Consider the following 16651-nt stretch of genomic DNA (forward strand, 5'->3'; position numbering starts at 1 on the left):
TGCGTCACCGGAGCGCTTCCTGCGAGCGGCAATGGGACTCGTCCACACGTAACGGTGACAGCGCCTTTCTTTTTCAGGCAGTGGTGCCTGCAAGCCGCGCCTACGCGGCTCGTCCGAAGCCTGTGCACCATGGGATGAGCGCGGCTGGCGCATGTACTTTCCTTCTCCTCTTCCCATAATGCACGGCCCTGGAACCAGACTGAGCCGGCGTTGCATTTCGTCCTCGATTCTAAAATACGGACTTGAAGGGGAAGGTGATCAGTCGCAGCGAGCGGGCGATCGAAGACGGCGGCAACAGCATGGCTAGCGAAACGCTCTCGTTCAGCGACGTCCAGAACCGGGACAGCTCCAAAGCCAGCGGTATCAGCCTGGGCGTTAACGTCGGCAGGAACCAGAGCGGAAACATGTTCTCCCTAGGCATGGCACCAGGCATGGGCAAGGTAAGCGAAAGCCAGGGCGGTACGACCCGCGGCGGCATCAGCGTCGCGGCGGTGACAGTCGGAGACAAGCAGGCGCTGGCGCGTCTTCCCGAGCGAGCCGGTCAGCACCTTGCCTTGGTTAAAAGCCCGGGTACCCAGGTCCACCGCAACCGCAACCGCCAGTGGGAAGCGGCGCTCACCAAACGATGGCCGAGCGCGCGGTGGTGCTGCACCTGACTCTGGCGGAGCTTGATGACGGCCTTGCGCTGAGCTTGCGCGACGAGGACGGCATCGTGCTGAATCTGTCGCAGCCGTGGTTCGTGCCCGCCGCCACCAATGCGCTGCGGCGCAATGCCGTGGCGGTGCATGAGGCGGCCAGGCTGGCCGCATGGGAGCGTCCGGAGCGCAAGGCACGGGCCGCGCCGCCCGCCGTCTATCCGGCGAGCCAGCTGTCCTACCTGGCCAACGGCTACAACGAAAAGGGGCGCGCATTCTTTCGCAAGCACGCCGTCGGCCTGATGACGCGGCCTGCGAGGCGCACCACTCAGTAAGCGAACGTCGCAGCCTGGGTGCAATCAAGATAGGCCATACGCGTGCGCAAGGACCAGATTTCATTGGCGATATTATGCAATGCAATGGTTTTTTCATGGGCACGCTGGCGCATTGCTGCAGGGGCCGACGGCATGATCTCGGCCAGCGCCGGCGCAGCGTCGGCGACTTTTGCGAAGAGGGCGCTGCGGGCAGCGATGTCGGAAGAGAGTTGCGTGCAGGAGGCGTCGCCATTGTTTGCGGCTTGGGCCGCGGAGCCGGCACCGGCGCAGAGCGCGAAGCAGAAGAGTGCGATCGATTTTTTCATGTTGAGTCCTTCAATGTTGGAGTGGTTAGCAGGCTGCTGTATCCAGGAAGCGCTGGGGTTGGTCAGCCAGACAGGACTGTTGCCGTCAACCGCTATTCGGGCTGCTTCTATTGCTTTCAATGCATTGTTTTGCACTTCCCCCGCCTTGTCGAGCGCTGGGGAAGCCCGTTAGCGAACGGGCGGGCCGATTCTGTTTTGATGGAGGAGAATAGACGAGACGGGTGCATTATTGTGCAGTGCAGCATCAAACGCCAATTTTTTATGGTGATGTGGGTTATTTCCATAAGGCATATTGACTTGGCCAAGGTCTACGCCGACAAGTCCCGCGTGTCGCGTAGCCCTGCATGTTCAAAACGGCCGGGCAGTGCCGGTCGGGGCTGGAAAAATTGTTGGCATCCCCGGAATAATCCGGCCGCCGTTTGCGTATACGCTGGTATTCCAACCACAACAAGGAGATTGCCATGGTCACGATCCGTTCCCTCGCAAGCGCTGCCGCTGCCGTATTTCTGGTCTCGGCATGCGCCTCGATGTCCAATCCCATGGTCAAGACAGCGAATGGCGTGCTGGTCAAAGACGCCGGCATGACGCTCTACACCTTCGACAAGGATACGGCGGGCAGCGGCAAGAGCGCGTGCAATGGGCCATGCGCCGCCTTGTGGCCGGCCGTGCCGGCGACTGGCGCGTCGTATCCCGCGCCGTATTCGGTCGTCACCCGCGACGACGGTACCAGGCAGCTGGCGCGCAACGGCAAGCCGCTCTACCTGTTCGCCCAGGACACCATGCCGGGCGAGCGCAAGGGCGACAAGGTCAAGGACGTCTGGCACGTCGTGACCGACTGAACCCGCTGCCGCCAGCTTGAGCCATGCTTGACCCCGGAGCCGAGATCATCGCCTGCATTCCACGCCTGCGCCGCTACGCGCGGGCGCTGGTTGGCAACCGCGCCGGGGCGGACGACCTGGTGCAGGACACGGTGGAGCGGGCCTGGTCGCGGATTGCGGAATGGCGCCGCGACCGGGAAATGCGCGCCTGGCTGTTCGGCATCATGCACAACCTTCACGTCGACGACCTGCGGGCGCGGCGCCTGCAGACGACGGTGCTGGACGACGACATGCCCGACCTGGCGCAGGCATCCAATCCCTCCGCCGGGCTCGAGGTGCGCGACATGCAGGCGGCACTGAACCTGCTTGCGGTCGAGCAGCGTGAAATCCTGCTGCTGATCGGCCTGGAGGGAATGAGCTACGACCAGGTGGCGGCCACCCTCGGCGTGCCCTTGGGAACGGTGATGTCGCGGCTGTCCCGTGGCCGCGAGAAACTGCGCAGCTTGATGGAGGGAAGGGCAGCGCCCGTGCTGCCCCTACAGGTGGTCAAATGAACTGCTTACCTGTCACCGAGGCCGACCTGCATGCCTACGTCGACGGCTTGTTGCCGCTGGCGCGCCAGGCCGAGATTGAAGCCTGGCTGGCGGCCAGGCCGGAAGAAGCCGCGCGCATCGCGGCCTACCGCGGCCAGAACCTGGCACTGTGCCAGTTGTTCGATCCCGTGCTCGACGAGGAAGTGCCCCGTTCCATCGGCTTGCCCGGGCGGCGCGCCTGGTGGCGCGGTGTAGCGGGGCGCTGTGCGGCAGGCGTGCTGATCGCTTTCCTCGGCGGGGTGGCAGGCTGGACTGTACGCGGCACCGCGATGCAGGAAGATGCGACGCGACCGGAGCAGGTCCAGCTCGCAACCATGGGACCGTCCGCCGGACCGGCGGCGGGACTGGCGCGCCGGGCTGCCATTGCGCACGTGGTCTACAGTCCGGAGCTGCGTCACCCGGTCGAGGTGGGCGCGGAACAGGAAGACCACCTCGTCGCCTGGCTGTCCAACCGGCTCGGCAAGCCGGTGCACCCACCACACCTGGGCCAGCTCGGCTACGACCTGATCGGCGGCCGGCTGCTGCCCGGCCAGAGCGGGCCGGTGGCCCAGTTCATGTACCAGGACACGGTGGGCAAGCGCCTGACCCTGTATGTGTCGACGGAACAGGGCGCCGCAGCCGACACGGGATTCCGCTTTGCCCAGGAAGGGAAGGTCGGCGTCTTCTACTGGATCGATGGCGACTTCGGCTATGCCTTGTCGGCCGGCGCAAGCAGGGGCGAACTGGCAGCCATTGCGACAGCCGTCTACGCTCAGCTGAAATAAGGCTGCCGTTGCCCGGCGACTGGCAGCCATACCGAAGCCGTCCGCCTTGCCGGGCATCCTCATCCGGCGAAGCGGACTGCAAGGGCGATACCGGGCGGTGGCCGGGGGGTGTGACGCTTAGCGTCCGGCCCTGCGCGCTTGCGAACCTGGGGACTCAGGGAAGGGGGCCGGCCTCGCCGGCCGCCCGCGGTGCGCTCGCGGCGCGGCATCGCCGGCATTATCGGACGACCACGCCGCGCCTTGCCCTCAGGGTTCCGTCAGGCGTTCTTACTCGTCCCGGGCAACTGCGAGTGGGTCGAGGACGGCAACCATTGGCGCAGCCAGCAACCAGTCGCCGGCCTGTTCCCGGTACTTGAGATAATGGGCGCTCGCACGATGCGCTTCCAGTGCAGCCTCGTCCGCGTATGCCTCGATCAGGTGGAACGTGGCCGGCCGCGTGCTGTCGCGGTACAGGTCGTAGCGCCGGTTGCCCGGTTCCTGTCTGGTATGCGCGAGCAGCTCGCGCAGCGCTGCCGCGACGTCGGTTTCCCGTTCGGGGCGGGCCTGCAGTGTGGCGATGACTTCCACGATCATATCGGGTCCTTTCTATCTTGCGGATGAACAGCGGGATCAGCCCGCGGGCGGCTCAAAAGCCGGACAGCACGATCTTGCCGCGCGCCTTGCCGCTCTCGAGCAAGGCATGGGCGCGGCGCAGATTGGCCGCGTTGATGGTGCCGAAACGGTCTGCCAGCGTCGTGCGCAGCACGCCGGCGTCGACCAGTTCGGCGACCCGGACCAGGATATTGTGCTGCTCGATCATGTCCGGCGTCTGGAACATCGAGCGGGTGTACATCAACTCCCAGTGCAGCGAGATGCTCTTGGGCTTGAGGATCGGCACGTCGAGCGACACCGGGTCATCGATCAGCGCCAGCTTGCCCTGCGGCGCCAGCATCGCGGCGATGTCGACCAGGTGCTCGTCGGTGTGGGTCAGGCTCGCCACGTAATCGACCGCGTCCAGTCCAAGGCCGCGCAACTGCTGCGGCATCGGCGCCGTGTGGTCGATCACATGGTGCGCACCGAGCTCGCGCACCCATGCCTGTGTTTCCGGCCTCGACGCGGTGGCGACCACGGTCAGGCCGGTCAGCTGGCGCGCCAGCTGCACCAGTATCGAGCCGACGCCGCCGGCGCCGCCGATGACCAAAAGGGTCCCGCTCGGGTCCTTGCCTTCGCGCACTTGCAGACGGTCGAACAGCAGTTCCCACGCCGTGATCGAGGTCAGCGGCAGCGCCGCCGCTTCCTCGAAGCCGAGGCTCTCCGGCATCGGACCGACGATGCGCTCGTCGACCAGGTGCAGCTCGCTGTTGGTGCCCGGCCGTAACAGCGAGCCGGCGTACATGACGCGGTCGCCGGGCTTGAACAGGCTTACCTTGTCGCCAACGGCGCGCACCACGCCGGACGCATCCCAGCCCAGCACCTTCGGTGCCGCCGGGGGCGGCAGCACGCCGCCACGGATCTTGGTATCGACCGGGTTCACCGAGACCGCATGCACTTCCACCAGCAGGTCGTGCCCGGTCGGCGCGGGCTCGGGCAGGGTGGTATCGGTCAAGGCATCGGGCGCATCGAGCGGAACCGACTCGCTATAGACAACAGCTTTCATAGGTACTCCATCAAGGTGACAATTTCAGTGAAGGCGGGCGGACGGCGGACAGCGCCGGCACAGGGTGGAAAGTGGCGCGGCGCCGCCTGAGGACGCCGACGCCGTGGACGGCAAGCCGGCCGGGCTCAGAATTCCTGAACGGTCGGGCGCAGCACGATTTCGTTGATGTCGACGTCGGCCGGCTGGGTAATGGCGAAGGCAATCGCGCGCGCGACGGCGTCGGCGGGAATCGCCATCTGGTAGAAGTCGAGCACGGCGCTGGCGCTCTCGGCGTGGCTGCTGCCATGCTTCAGTTCCGACGCCACCGCGCCCGGCGAAATGACGGTGCTGCGGATCTTGCCGCCGATTTCAGCGCGCAGCCCTTCGGAAATGGTGCGCACGGCAAACTTGGTGGCGCTGTACACGGCGGCGTTGCCGAAAACCTTCAGTCCGGCCACCGACGCGATGTTGATGAAATGGCCGCTGTCCTGCTTCTGGAACACCGGCAGCGCGGCGGCGATTCCATACAGGACGCCTTTGACGTTGATGTCGATCATGGCGTCCCACTCGTCCACCTTCAGTTCGCGCAGCGGCGCCACCGACATCAGGCCGGCATTATTGATCATCACATCGAGCCGGCCGAAATGGGTCAGCGCGGTCTGCACCAGCGCCGCCACATCGTCCTTGCGCGTCACGTCGGTGACGGCGAATGCGGCCTGGCCGCCGGCGGCGCGGATCTCCGCGGCCAGCGCTTCGAGCCGGTCCTGGCGGCGCGCGCCCAGCACCAGGTGCGCGCCTTGCGCCGCCAGGTGGCGCGCGGTGGCTTCGCCGAGGCCGCTGCTGGCGCCGGTGATGAGGACTACTTTGTCTGCGATCTCTTGGTTCATCGTGCTTCTCCGGTAGGGATGGTTAATTCAGGAAAGGAGTATGCAGGCGGCTTACTGGGTTGTATATGGAACAAAAGCGATTTCAGAATTCGGATTCATGGAATAATTGCGGACCAATCGAGGAGCGAGCGCGTGCTGAACCAGACGGACCTGTTACGAATTTTTTGTGTGGCGGCGGAGTCGCCCAGCTTCCGGGAAGCGGCGGCGCGGCTCGCCATTTCGCCGCAGGGAGTGACGCGCGCGATCCAGCAGCTCGAGCGCCACTTCGGCGAAGTGCTGTTCCACCGCAGCACGCGCCAGGTCCGGGTGACCGCGTTCGGCGCGCAGCTGGCGGCGCGCGGCCGCGATTCGCTGCTGCAGCTCGATGCGCTGTTCCAGCACGCCGGCGACGCCTCCGAAACGGACCTGCCGACCCGGGTGCGCATCACGGCGCCGCGCAGCCTGGCGCGCATGCACCTGCTGCCGGCGATCGCGAGGCTGGCGCTGGCGCACCCGGCGATCATCATCGACCTGCGCCTGGCCGACGCCATCGCCGACGTGGTGGACGAACAGATCGACATCGGGGTACGCCTGGGCTTCATGCGCGACAACCGCTTCGTCGCGCGCGCCGTCGCCAAGATGTCGTTCGTCATTGCCGCCGCGCCGGCGCTGGTGGCGCGCACCGGGGTTCCCGCCTCGCCCGCGGCGCTGGGGGCGCTGCCGACCACCGGCTACGTCGACGGCGCCAGTGGCAGGGTGTGGCCGTGGTACCTGGCCGACGGCCTCGGCGGCAGCCAGCAGTTCACCCCGACCTCGCCGGCCTTCCTGACCGACGATCCGGAAGCCGAGCGCGACGCGATGCTGGCCGGCGTCGGCTACGGCCAGCTGCCGCACTACCTGGTCGCCGCCGAGCTGGCCAGCGGCCGCCTGGTCACGGTACTCGACGACTTCGCCCCCCCCGCGTGGGATGTGTTCGTCTATCGCCCGCAACGCGGCCCGGTGGCGCCCCGCATCCGGCGCGTGTTCGACGCAATCGTCGAGGCCCTGTCCGACCCGGCGCCGGCGAACGCCTGACCTGGGAGAATCCGGCCGGTGGAGTGCCGCCATGGTCCGCAACAAGGCAGCGGCGGACGACACACGGCGCCCTTGCGTGGGCCAGTCACTGGCTAGGGCTCACCGGGCAAGGCAAGGTCCGCGCTGGCGTGCAGCCGACCGCAAGCATGCCGGGGCGCCGACCACCACCTCCGCCGGAAGGCAGGCAGGGATCTTCGATCCCGACAGCTCGCTGCTGGCGAGCGGAGCAGTGCCCTCTGCTGGTGCGAGGTGCGAACCTGCGGCGTAAACGCTTACAGGAAGAGTCGGTCATGGCAGGAAAGGCCGAGCCGGATGCATTGCGCGATTCCCGATCCACGCTGCCCGCCGCCGTCATCGTGCGCGGGACGCGGACGGTCTTGGCGTATAATCGGCCCAGGGTGATCATACTCCTCGGGTATGACAGGACGCGCGATGGTCGGGCCGCCACGCGGCTAACCCGCGTCCATACTCCATGCCATTTCAATACTTCCTCCGCGCGCAGCATCCTGTCCGCCCCATCGCGCACCGACGCCCGATGATTCCCGACTCATCCTGATCGAGCGGCGGACGAGGCATCGGCCTCTCGCACCATCCGCAACCATCCGCAACCATCCGCAGGCGAAAGCCTATGCCCGCACGTCCTAACTCGCGACGGACCCCCAGAGCGTGGGGATGCTGGAGAAAAAGCAATGCGCATCGAAAGACAACTGTCGGCGACCTTCCGGCGCTTCATCCATTCCCGCAAGGCGGGCGCTGTCCTCCTGATCCTGTGTACGCTGGCCTCCCTGGCGATCGCCAATTCCGCATGGGGGCAGGGGTATCTCGGATTCTGGCACCATCGTGTCGCCGGGCTGAGCATCGAGCACTGGGTGAACGACGCGCTGATGGCGATTTTCTTCCTGCTCATCGGCCTCGAACTGGAACGCGAACTGTATAACGGCGAACTGTCCGAGCTCAGGAACGCGATGCTGCCCATCGTCGCCGCCGTGGGCGGGATCGCGGTTCCGGCCCTGATCCATTTCGCGCTCAATGGCGGGACGGCCACCCAGGCCGGCATCGGCATCCCGATGGCGACCGACATCGCATTCGCCCTTGGGGTGCTGAGCCTGCTGGGCAGCCGGGTTCCCGCTTCGCTGAAAATCTTCCTGACCGCGCTCGCGGTCATGGACGACCTCGGCGCCATCGTCGTCATTGCCGTCTTCTACACCGCCGACCTGTCCTTCCTGTACCTGCTCGCCGCGCTCGGCGTGTTCGGCGCCTTGCTGCTGATGAACCGCGTGCTGCGCATCATGACGCTGCTGCCTTACCTGGTGGGTGGCGCCCTGATGTGGTTCCTGATGCTCAAGTCGGGGGTGCATGCGACGATCGCGGGCGTGCTGCTGGCCTTTACCATTCCTTACTCCGCCAAGCAGGACGATGCCGAGTCGCCCTCGCACCGCCTCGAAGACGCGCTGCACACGCCGGTTGCCTTCCTCATCCTGCCGGTGTTCGCCCTGGCCAACACCGGTATCGTGATCGGTACCGGTTGGGGCCAGCAATTGCTGGCATCGAACAGCCTCGGCATCCTGCTCGGCCTGGTCGTGGGCAAGCCGGCCGGCATCCTGCTGTTCAGTTACGCCGCCGTTGCGCTCGGCATCTGCCGCCTTCCGCTCGACCTCGCATGGCGCCACATACTGGGCGCCGGCCTGCTCGGCGGCATCGGCTTCACGATGTCCATCTTCATCACCAACCTCGCCTTCGCCGGCCAGGCTGACGTCGTCACGTCCTCGAAGATGGCGATCCTGATGGCGTCCCTGAGCGCCGGACTGGCGGGCTTCGCCTGGCTGAAGTTCATGGGCGCGCCGCTCGCGTCCGACCCGGACACCGAGACCATGGATTTCGAGGCCGCGCCCGTGCGGGCGGACCGCGGGCGCTCCGGCCCATGAAGATCATCCTCCACCCGGCAAGGGCGGTGACGCTGGCCTTCATGGCCGCCATCGCGGCGGGCACGGCGCTCCTGATGCTGCCGGCAGCCAGCGCGGCGGGCACGTCTGCGCCCCTGCTGGTGGCCTTCTTCACGTCGGTGTCGGCGGTCTGCGTGACCGGCCTGGTGACGGTCGACACCGGAACCTACTGGTCGACCTTCGGCCAGGCGACGATCATGCTCCTGTTCCAGCTAGGCGGCTTCGGCATCATGACGGCAGCGACCCTGCTCGGCCTGATGGTCAACCGCTCGCCGCGCCTGCGCGCCAAGCTGATCACCCAGACGGAAACCCATTCGCTCGGCCTGGGCGACGTGGCGAGCATCGCGCGCGTCGTGCTGGTGGTGACGCTCCTGTCGCAAGCGGCGATTGCCGCCGTACTGGCGCTGAGGCTGCATTTTGCCTACAGGCTCGACTGGCTGGAAGCCGGATGGTCCGGGTTGTTCCATGCCGTCTCGGCCTTCAATAACGCGGGCTTCTCGATCCATGGCGACGGCCTCGTGCGTTACGCCAGCGACGCGCTGATCCTTAGCCCGATCATGCTGGCCATCGTGGTGGGGGGCATTGGATTCCCGGTGCTGCATGACATGCGGCAGCGCCTGCGCGAGCCGCGCCGCTGGTCCTTGCATACCAAGCTCACGCTGACCGGCACGCTGGTACTCCTGCTGGGCGGATTCTGTGCGGCGCTCCTGTTCGAATGGGACAATCCGCGCACACTCGGGCCTTTCGACATGGCTGATAAACTCGTGAACGGCATGTTCATCTCGGTGTCGGCACGCACTGCGGGTTTCAACGCGATCGACATCGGCGCCTTGTCGCATGAAAGCTGGGCCCTGCATTATTTCCTGATGTTTATCGGCGGCGGCAGTGGCGGCACGGCCGGCGGAGTCAAGGTGGGCACCGTCGCGGTCCTGGTCCTGCTGGTGCTGGCCGAAACGAAGGGGCACAGCGATACCGAGGCCTTCGGGCGCCGGGTGGGCGCAGCGTCGCAGCGCCAGGCAATCACGGTACTGGCGCTCGGCAGCCTGGTGGTGGTGCTCGGCACGCTGGCCCTGTTGCGCCTGACCGACTTCCCGACCGACCAGGTCATATTCGAAGTGATCTCCGCGTTCGGCACGGTTGGCCTGTCCACGGGCATTACCGCGCAGCTGCCGGCATCGGGCCAGGTCGTGCTGGCGCTGTTGATGTTTTTTGGCAGGGTAGGGACGATCACACTGGCGACCTCGCTCATCCTGGGCGCACGCCGCATGCCTTACCGTTATCCGGAGGAGCATCCAATTGTTGGGTAGAATTTTTACAGAGCAGTTCGCGTTCTCGGCGAGCGACAGCGTCGTCGTTATCGGCCTGGGCCGCTTCGGCGGTGCCGTCGCCCAGTCGCTGGTGCGGCTCGGCCACGACGTCATGGGGATCGACCGCAAGGAAGACCTGGTCCAGCTGTGGGGCGAACGCCTGACCCACGTGGTGCAGGCCGATTCGACCAACGAGAACGTCATGCTGCAACTCGGGGTGGCCGACTTCTCGCATGCGATCGTCGCGATCGGGTCGGACCTGGCAGGCAGCCTGATGACGCTCATGGTGCTCACGGAGCTCGGCATCAAGGACATCTGGATCAAGGCCATGAGCCCGGAACACGGCCAGATCGCCCAGCGCATCGGCGCGCACCATGTCGTCTATCCGGAAGCCGACATGGGCGCGCGCGTGGCGCACCTGATCACCGGGCGCATGATGGATTTCATCGAATTCGAAGACGGCTTCGCCATCGCGAAGATCAATGCGCCTCCCGACACCCACCACCAGACGCTGGCCGAAACGCATGTGCGCTCACGCTTCGGCGTGACCGTCGTCGGCGTCAAGCGTGCGAACGAAGACTTCCAGCATGCGCTCCCGGAGACGCGCATCCTGCCCGCCGACGTGCTGATCGTTTCGGGGCCGACCAAGCTGATCGAGCAATTTGCCGGCACGGAAAAGGTCGCGGGATAAGCGAAGCGGCGAGCCTGGGCCGGCCCGGCCCTTCGGCTGCCGGATGCTCGCCGCGACCGCGATCGTTCATTCTGGAACCTGCGGCTTGTCGTCTTGCCGAGGCTGCGCCAGCCGCGCGGGAAATACGACGCGTGCACGCAGTCCCGGCGTGCCGTCGGGCTTCCCGGCCAGCGAGATCGCCGCCCCGATCTGGTTCGCGATCGATACCGTGATCGCAAGACCGAGGCCGGAGCCGGTTTCGCCATTGCCCAGCACGCGGTAAAACGGATCGAACACGCGCTCGCGCTCTTCCGGCGCGATGCCGGCGCCGGTATCGTCGATGCTGAGAACGGCGCGGCCACGGTCTTCCTCGACGCCGATGTCGACTCGCCCGCCCGGCGGCGTGTAGCGGATCGCGTTGTCGACCAGGTTCTTGACGAGGATCCTGATATCCACCGGTCGCCCGCCGACCAATGGATCGGCATCGCCCACCACGCCCAGGTCGATTGCCTTGGCCTCCGCCAGCGGCACCAGGTCCTCGAGGCATTCCTGGATCGCCTTTTTCAGCGGTACCTGCGTCGACTGGTCGATGCCGGACTCTTGCGTGCGTGCGAGGGTCAGCAACTGGTCGAGCAGGACGCGGGTGCGCGTCAGGCCGGCCGACAGCGCCCCCAGGCGTTCCCGGGCTTCGCCCGGCATGTCGCTCGCCGCCAGCCTTTCCGCCTGCAGCGACATGGCGGTCATGGGCGAGCGCAGCTCGTGCGCGGCATCGGCGATGAAGCGCCGTTGCCCGGCCAGCGCGCGCACCGTGCGGGCAATCAGCTTGTTGATCTCGGCGACGAAAGGCCAGACTTCCGACGGCAGCGCGGCCCGGTCGAGTTCCCCGAGGTCATGTTCGCGGCGCGCGCCCAGCTGCCTGGCGAGCCGCTGCAGTGGCTGGAACATGGCGCGCACCAGCAGCGTCACCATCAGGACCAGGACGGGACCGAGGAACAGGATCGGCATGACCGTGCGCCAGGCGCTCGCGCGTGCCGCGGCGTCGCGCACCGCCGTCTGCTGCGCGACCGCCACGCGCACCCCCTTGGCATTGGTGCGGACGAAGACGCGCCAGGTTTCGCGGCCGATGGAAATGGTCTGCAGGCCGTCGGGCAGGGAATTGGCGAAACGGGGCGGCCGCTCCGGGTAAGGCAGGGCGGCGCCCGGCGCGTCGATGAAGCGCACCACCAGGCGGGCGTCGAAGTCCACGTCGCCCACCCGCTCGCGCGCCATCGGCGAGCTGGGGACGGCATCGAGCCTGCTGATCAGGTAGCCGACCTGCCGCAGCTGGGTGTCCTGGCTACGGTGCGCGTCTTCGGTCGCCGCACGGTAGGAGTACAGGCCGGCAATGGCCGCACCGGCCAGGATCGCCGTGGAAATCCAGAGCGAGAGCCTGAAGCGCAGCGACGCCGTCACCGGCCCTTCGCGACCATCCATCCTACCCCCCGCACGTTCTTGATGATCTCGCTCCCCAGTTTCCTGCGCAGTGAGTGGATCAGGAATTCGACGGCATTGCTCTCGACTTCCTCGTTCCAGCCGTAGACGCGGTGTTCGAGCTCGGAACGGCTCAGGATCGCGCCGGGGCGCACCAGGAGGGCCTGCAGCAGCGGGAACTCGCGTGCCGTCAGGCGTACCGTCGAGGCACCGACCCGGGCCTCGTGGGTGGCCGGATCGAGTTCGACGATGCCGTTGCCCAGCACCGTGCTGGTGGTTCCCTCCTTGCGCCGCGTGAGCGCGCGCATCCGGGCCAGCAGCTCGGTCATCGCGAACGGTTTCACCAGGTAGTCGTCGGCGCCGCCGTCGAGACCGGCCACGCGGTCCTGGGTCGCCTCGCGCGCCGTGAGCACCAGCACCGGCACATCGTTGCGCGCCTTGCGGATCGTGCGCAGCACCGCCATGCCATCGATGTGGGGCAGGTTCAGGTCGAGCAGGACCAGTTCATACTCCAGGGCCAGCAGCGCCGTGAGCGCGGCCTCGCCGTCGCGCACCCAATCGGCCGCGTAGCTGGCGTCGCGCAGCGCATGCTGGACCACGCTGCCGATCATCGGATCGTCTTCCACCAGCAACACTCTCATCGTCCGTCTCCTTGCACCGGCGTGTGCGCCGCCATGCCGCCCGACGCCAGCGGACGCTCGAACAGCTCGCTCGCTGCACGCGCCAGGTCGTTCATGCCGGCACCGGCGGCCATGTGGCCGCTCAGCCAGCCGGCCTGCCCGCCATTGGCGAGCAGCTCCTCGATCAACAGGCAGGCCGCGGGAAAGTCGGGATCGTCGGAGCATGCCGCCAAGCGCGCCAGGTCGCTGCGGACCACGCGTTCGATCGGGTGCTCCTTGCGCGTGCATGGGTCGATCCAGCTGCCCCGCACTCCCTCCTTGGCGGCGTTGAACCGGTTCCAGTTGTACAGCTCACGCGCGCTTGCGCCTGGCCAGACGCCGGGCCGGTCCGCCATTTCGATGCACAACTCGCGCGCGTAGCAGGCCAGCGCCGCCGCATACGCCGGGTGCAGGGGGGTATCGAGCACGCGCAGTTCGATCGTTCCGTACTCCGGCTTGGGACGAACGTCCCAATAAAAGTCCTTGATGCTGTTGACGATGCCGTGTTCTGCCAGGCGGTCGAAGTGCCCGGAAAATTCCTGCCAGCTGCGCAGGTCGGGAGGCATGATGCCGCTCATCGGAAAGGCCCCGACCACGTTGCTGCGCGCGCTGCAGAATCCCGAGTCCTCGCCCTGCCAGCAGGGCGAGTTGGCCGACAGGGCGATGAACAGGGGCGCGCGCTGGGTCAGCCAGGCGCCGATGCGCACCGCCTCGTCGGCGCTCGCCATGCCGATGTGGACGTGCATGCCGAAGACGGTGAACAGCTTGGCCAGGTAGCCGTACTTCTTGGCGGACGCGCGGTAGCGGTCCTTCGGATAGATGCGCTGCTCGTTCCATTTCTGGAACGGATGGGCGCCGCCGCCGGAAATGGCCGCCCCCACCGCGAAGGCGGCGCGCTGCACGCTGCTGCGGATTTCTTCGAGCTGGGCCGCGGCCTCGCGATAGCTGCCCAGCACCGAGGTCGCGACTTCGAGCATCGATGTGGTGATCTCGGGTGTCGCCACCCAGGCCTTTTCCTGCCGGTCGAGCAGGAGCAGGATGTCCGGCGCAGCCGGCAGCAGGTCGTAGCTGAGACGGTCGAGTACCATCAGCTCCAGTTCGATCCCCATGCTGCCCAGTGGCGAGCTGGCAAACGGCGGCAGGAAGGCCGGGCCCGCGCCCGCCACCGCGCGTGCCTGGGCGGCCGCGCCGTCGAGGTCCGTGGTCGGATTCGTCATCGTTCACTCCCTTTATGTGTTTCGCCGGCAAAATGCAGGCCGGCCCAGGTAATCGCCGGGGCCACCAGCACGTTGAGGGCCAGCAGCGCGCCCATCAGGCCGGTGGCGGTGCCGCTCAGGTAGGCGCCGTTCGAGATCGAGCTGTCGACGACCAGGGTGCTGAAGCTTACCAGCGAGCAGGCCGACAGTGCGATCGCGTGTTTCTTGCGTGCGCTCCATGCGTATCCGGGCACGAGGGCCAGGCGCGTCATCGCGATGCGCGCGCCGAACACCAGCAGCGCCATCGGCAGTATCGGCCAGTGCAGCACCTGTTCCATCTGGACCAGTGCGGCGGCGGTCATGAACAGCAACGCATAGCCGATGTCCTGCATCGTCTTGAGCTGCGCCTGGAACACGTTTTCGCGTTTTTCCGCGTTGCGCAGCAATACACCCATCAGCAGCAGCGATAGCAGGGCGCTCGACGACGTCACCGAGCACAGGCCCAGGTCCAGCATCAGCGTCGCCAGCAGGATGCCGGGCCGCACGCTGGCCTGCGCCCGCGAGACGCCCGACGCCAGCTTGTAGACGCCGTAGCAGAGCAGCGCGATGGCGGCGCCCAGCAGCAGCTTGCCGCCCTGGAGCGCGAGCTGGTCGGCGAAGGGCGGCTCGTCGGTGACGCCATGGCTGCGCAGCCAGGACAGCGAGACCGACAGTGCCAGCAGCGCCACCAGATGGCTCAGGCCGACGGCATTCGCGGCGGCATACGTGGCGACCCCGGTGGCCTCGTGGTCCGACACCATCGATGTAAACACCACGGGATTGATGGCAACCAGGATCGACGCGATGAAGGCCGCCTCGCTCCATGCCAGGCCGAACGGCACCAGCAAGGCCACGGTACAGGCGCCGCGCAGCACGCAGCCGAGGACCAGAGCGAGCCCCTGAGCGCGGCTGCGCCACAGCCAGGCCAGATCCATCTTGCGGCCGGCCTCGAACAGCACCAGGGCCGACGCCGCGTTGAGCAACTCCTGGAAATAGGTGAGCAGGGCAGTATCGACCAGGCCGAATCCGCTCACGCCCAGGATCAGCCCGGCGGCGACGGCGCCATACAGGCGCGGCATGCCGCGCCGGTGCAGCAGCACGCCGAACATCTGCGACAGCAGCAGGCCGGCGCCGATGATGGCCAGCGGCGAAAACAGGAACAGGGGCAGGGTGGACAGATCACTCATAAGCGGCCGCCCACTGCAGCGCGACCGCCGCCAGCTCGCGCTCGAGGGCCTGCCTGGCCTGCCACAGGACCGCGGCATTGTCCTGCCCGCGCGGCAGCCGGGTGCTCGCCCGCAGCCGCACCGTCGCCGCATCGTTCTTGGCCGGCATCCACAGCTGGCTGTTCAGCGCCGCGCCCTCGACCCAGGTGGCGAGGAACTTCGCGCCGCTGGGCAAGTTGGCGGGCATGTCGAGCATCTTGAACGGCGTGAGCCATTTCGCATCCGGGTACTGCCTGCTCAGCTGCAAGTGCATGGCGGCGCGCTGTTCGAGCCGGCTGTCGTTGGGACTGTAGGACAGCGACAGCCTGGCCCGGCCCGGCAGCGGATTGCCGACCGCGAGGCACAGGCCGGCCGCTTCCAGCGCCAGGCCCTCGGCGCCCAGTTCGCCGGGCCGTGCGCCGAGCACGCGGCGAAACACCGGCTGCGCCGGAGTCGTTGCGGCCTGGACGGTGTCGGCGGGCGGCTGGTGCCGGGCGGCGGACGCGGCCAGCACCTTCCAGCGCTGTTCCTGCCAGCGCCGGGTGGCGGGACGCGGATTGGGGTTCCAGCGCCACTCGCTGGCATGCCACTGGTCATCGCCGCCGCGTGCCAGCAGAATCAGGCGCTCTTCGCCGCCCACGGCAAAGCGCAGGACCTGGCTGCTCCAGCGCCTGTCCCAGACGCTGCGCAGCGCGGCCGGCGGCAATCCGGCCTGGGCCCAATTCCACCAGCGGGCTTGCCTGCTGATGCATGACGGCGGCGCGCCATCGCTCCAGCTCCAGCTGCGTTTGCGCAAGCGGCCTTGCCAGGCACACTCGGCCTTGCCGTTCGGCCAGGCGGAGCGGACCTGCGTAGTGGCAGGCTCGCCCCGGCAGGTCCATGGCTTCTGCTGCGCCAGTGCACGGAAATCATCGAGCACACCGGGACCCGGGGGGAGCGCGCGCCGCGAGTCCGGCGCCGCCGGCACGCAAGCCGGCGCCTGGATCGTTGACAAGAGCAGGGCGGCGGGCACCAGGCCTCGCGTCCAATAAAGGTATCGGTTCATCAATTTGGACCCCCGGAAGTTGAGTTCATCCGGAGAACTGTTAAGCACGGGAAATGTGATGTTATTCAGGAACACTTAGCAAACACTTAGCGGTCGCCACCCGGCGGCGCCT

The 16651-nt window shown here is 67.1% G+C and carries 18 protein-coding genes; 9 read left to right on the plus strand and 9 right to left on the minus strand.

Features of this window, described 5'->3' with window-relative positions; genetic code table 11:
- The first annotated feature begins 242 nt into the window (after positions 1 to 242).
- Both ACFPOU_RS21500 and ACFPOU_RS21505 read left to right on the plus strand, forming a co-directional pair.
- Entirely contained in the window at positions 243 to 656 is a 414-nt protein-coding gene (locus ACFPOU_RS21500) for a hypothetical protein (protein WP_379726304.1), read from the plus strand.
- Complete coding sequence (locus ACFPOU_RS21505) at positions 626 to 970, plus strand: hypothetical protein (RefSeq protein WP_379726307.1); 345 nt, start codon at positions 626 to 628, stop codon at positions 968 to 970. The genes ACFPOU_RS21500 and ACFPOU_RS21505 overlap by 31 nt, the downstream gene beginning before the upstream one ends.
- Here ACFPOU_RS21505 and ACFPOU_RS21510 read toward each other — a convergent pair.
- Positions 964 to 1410 carry a hypothetical protein gene (locus tag ACFPOU_RS21510; RefSeq protein ID WP_379726310.1) on the minus strand — a complete coding sequence of 149 codons (447 nt, stop codon included), beginning with the start codon at positions 1408 to 1410 and terminating at the stop codon, positions 964 to 966. The two genes, ACFPOU_RS21505 and ACFPOU_RS21510, sit on opposite strands and share 7 nt — an antisense overlap.
- A gap of 335 nt (positions 1411 to 1745) precedes the next feature.
- Between ACFPOU_RS21510 and ACFPOU_RS21515 the strand changes: the two genes are divergently transcribed.
- Genes ACFPOU_RS21515 through ACFPOU_RS21525 form a run of 3 tightly spaced genes read left to right on the plus strand, consistent with a single transcriptional unit; the run spans position 1746 to position 3450 of the window.
- Positions 1746 to 2114: a COG4315 family predicted lipoprotein gene (locus tag ACFPOU_RS21515; RefSeq protein ID WP_379726419.1), complete on the plus strand. Its 369-nt coding sequence runs from the start codon at positions 1746 to 1748 to the stop codon at positions 2112 to 2114.
- A gap of 23 nt (positions 2115 to 2137) precedes the next feature.
- Positions 2138 to 2647 carry an RNA polymerase sigma factor gene (locus tag ACFPOU_RS21520; RefSeq protein ID WP_379726313.1) on the plus strand — a complete coding sequence of 170 codons (510 nt, stop codon included), beginning with the start codon at positions 2138 to 2140 and terminating at the stop codon, positions 2645 to 2647.
- Entirely contained in the window at positions 2644 to 3450 is an 807-nt protein-coding gene (locus tag ACFPOU_RS21525; protein ID WP_379726316.1) for an anti-sigma factor family protein, read from the plus strand. Before ACFPOU_RS21520 ends, ACFPOU_RS21525 begins: the two co-directional genes overlap by 4 nt.
- A gap of 267 nt (positions 3451 to 3717) precedes the next feature.
- Here ACFPOU_RS21525 and ACFPOU_RS21530 read toward each other — a convergent pair whose 3' ends face one another.
- From ACFPOU_RS21530 to ACFPOU_RS21540, 3 genes are all read right to left on the minus strand, one after another.
- Complete coding sequence (locus ACFPOU_RS21530; protein WP_379726319.1) at positions 3718 to 4023, minus strand: putative quinol monooxygenase; 306 nt, start codon at positions 4021 to 4023, stop codon at positions 3718 to 3720.
- Between the two features lie 52 nt (positions 4024 to 4075).
- Positions 4076 to 5086, minus strand: coding sequence for a zinc-binding alcohol dehydrogenase family protein (locus ACFPOU_RS21535; RefSeq protein WP_379726322.1), 1011 nt, complete (start codon positions 5084 to 5086; stop codon positions 4076 to 4078).
- 125 nt (positions 5087 to 5211) lie between these two features.
- Entirely contained in the window at positions 5212 to 5952 is a 741-nt protein-coding gene (locus ACFPOU_RS21540) for an SDR family oxidoreductase (protein ID WP_379726325.1), read from the minus strand.
- A gap of 132 nt (positions 5953 to 6084) precedes the next feature.
- Between ACFPOU_RS21540 and ACFPOU_RS21545 the strand changes: the two genes are divergently transcribed.
- From ACFPOU_RS21545 to ACFPOU_RS21560, 4 genes are all read left to right on the plus strand, one after another.
- The gene (locus tag ACFPOU_RS21545; RefSeq protein ID WP_379726328.1) at positions 6085 to 7005 is read left to right on the plus strand and encodes a LysR family transcriptional regulator; all 921 of its coding nucleotides are present in this window, start codon (positions 6085 to 6087) and stop codon (positions 7003 to 7005) included.
- A gap of 689 nt (positions 7006 to 7694) precedes the next feature.
- Positions 7695 to 8930, plus strand: coding sequence for a Na+/H+ antiporter NhaA (gene nhaA / locus ACFPOU_RS21550; RefSeq protein WP_379726331.1), 1236 nt, complete (start codon positions 7695 to 7697; stop codon positions 8928 to 8930).
- Positions 8927 to 10255 carry a TrkH family potassium uptake protein gene (locus ACFPOU_RS21555; protein WP_379726334.1) on the plus strand — a complete coding sequence of 443 codons (1329 nt, stop codon included), beginning with the start codon at positions 8927 to 8929 and terminating at the stop codon, positions 10253 to 10255. The genes nhaA and ACFPOU_RS21555 overlap by 4 nt, the downstream gene beginning before the upstream one ends.
- A complete protein-coding gene (locus ACFPOU_RS21560) occupies positions 10245 to 10946 on the plus strand; it encodes a potassium channel family protein (protein ID WP_379726337.1) in 702 nt (233 codons plus the stop codon). Before ACFPOU_RS21555 ends, ACFPOU_RS21560 begins: the two co-directional genes overlap by 11 nt.
- 66 nt (positions 10947 to 11012) lie before the next feature.
- Here the strand turns inward: ACFPOU_RS21560 and ACFPOU_RS21565 are convergent, their stop codons facing one another.
- Genes ACFPOU_RS21565 through ACFPOU_RS21585 form a run of 5 tightly spaced genes read right to left on the minus strand, consistent with a single transcriptional unit; the run spans position 11013 to position 16539 of the window.
- Positions 11013 to 12398, minus strand: coding sequence for an ATP-binding protein (locus tag ACFPOU_RS21565; protein ID WP_379726340.1), 1386 nt, complete (start codon positions 12396 to 12398; stop codon positions 11013 to 11015).
- Entirely contained in the window at positions 12374 to 13036 is a 663-nt protein-coding gene (locus ACFPOU_RS21570) for a response regulator (RefSeq protein ID WP_379726343.1), read from the minus strand. The genes ACFPOU_RS21565 and ACFPOU_RS21570 overlap by 25 nt, the downstream gene beginning before the upstream one ends.
- A complete protein-coding gene (locus ACFPOU_RS21575; RefSeq protein ID WP_379726346.1) occupies positions 13033 to 14271 on the minus strand; it encodes a YbdK family carboxylate-amine ligase in 1239 nt (412 codons plus the stop codon). The genes ACFPOU_RS21570 and ACFPOU_RS21575 overlap by 4 nt, the downstream gene beginning before the upstream one ends.
- Positions 14268 to 15476: a cation:proton antiporter domain-containing protein gene (locus ACFPOU_RS21580; RefSeq protein WP_379726349.1), complete on the minus strand. Its 1209-nt coding sequence runs from the start codon at positions 15474 to 15476 to the stop codon at positions 14268 to 14270. Before ACFPOU_RS21580 ends, ACFPOU_RS21575 begins: the two co-directional genes overlap by 4 nt.
- The gene (locus ACFPOU_RS21585) at positions 15469 to 16539 is read right to left on the minus strand and encodes a hypothetical protein (RefSeq protein ID WP_379726352.1); all 1071 of its coding nucleotides are present in this window, start codon (positions 16537 to 16539) and stop codon (positions 15469 to 15471) included. Before ACFPOU_RS21585 ends, ACFPOU_RS21580 begins: the two co-directional genes overlap by 8 nt.
- Positions 16540 to 16651 lie beyond the last annotated feature (112 nt).

The organism is Massilia jejuensis (genome assembly GCF_042656795.1).
Taxonomy (GTDB): Bacteria; Pseudomonadota; Gammaproteobacteria; order Burkholderiales; family Burkholderiaceae_D; genus Telluria; species Telluria jejuensis.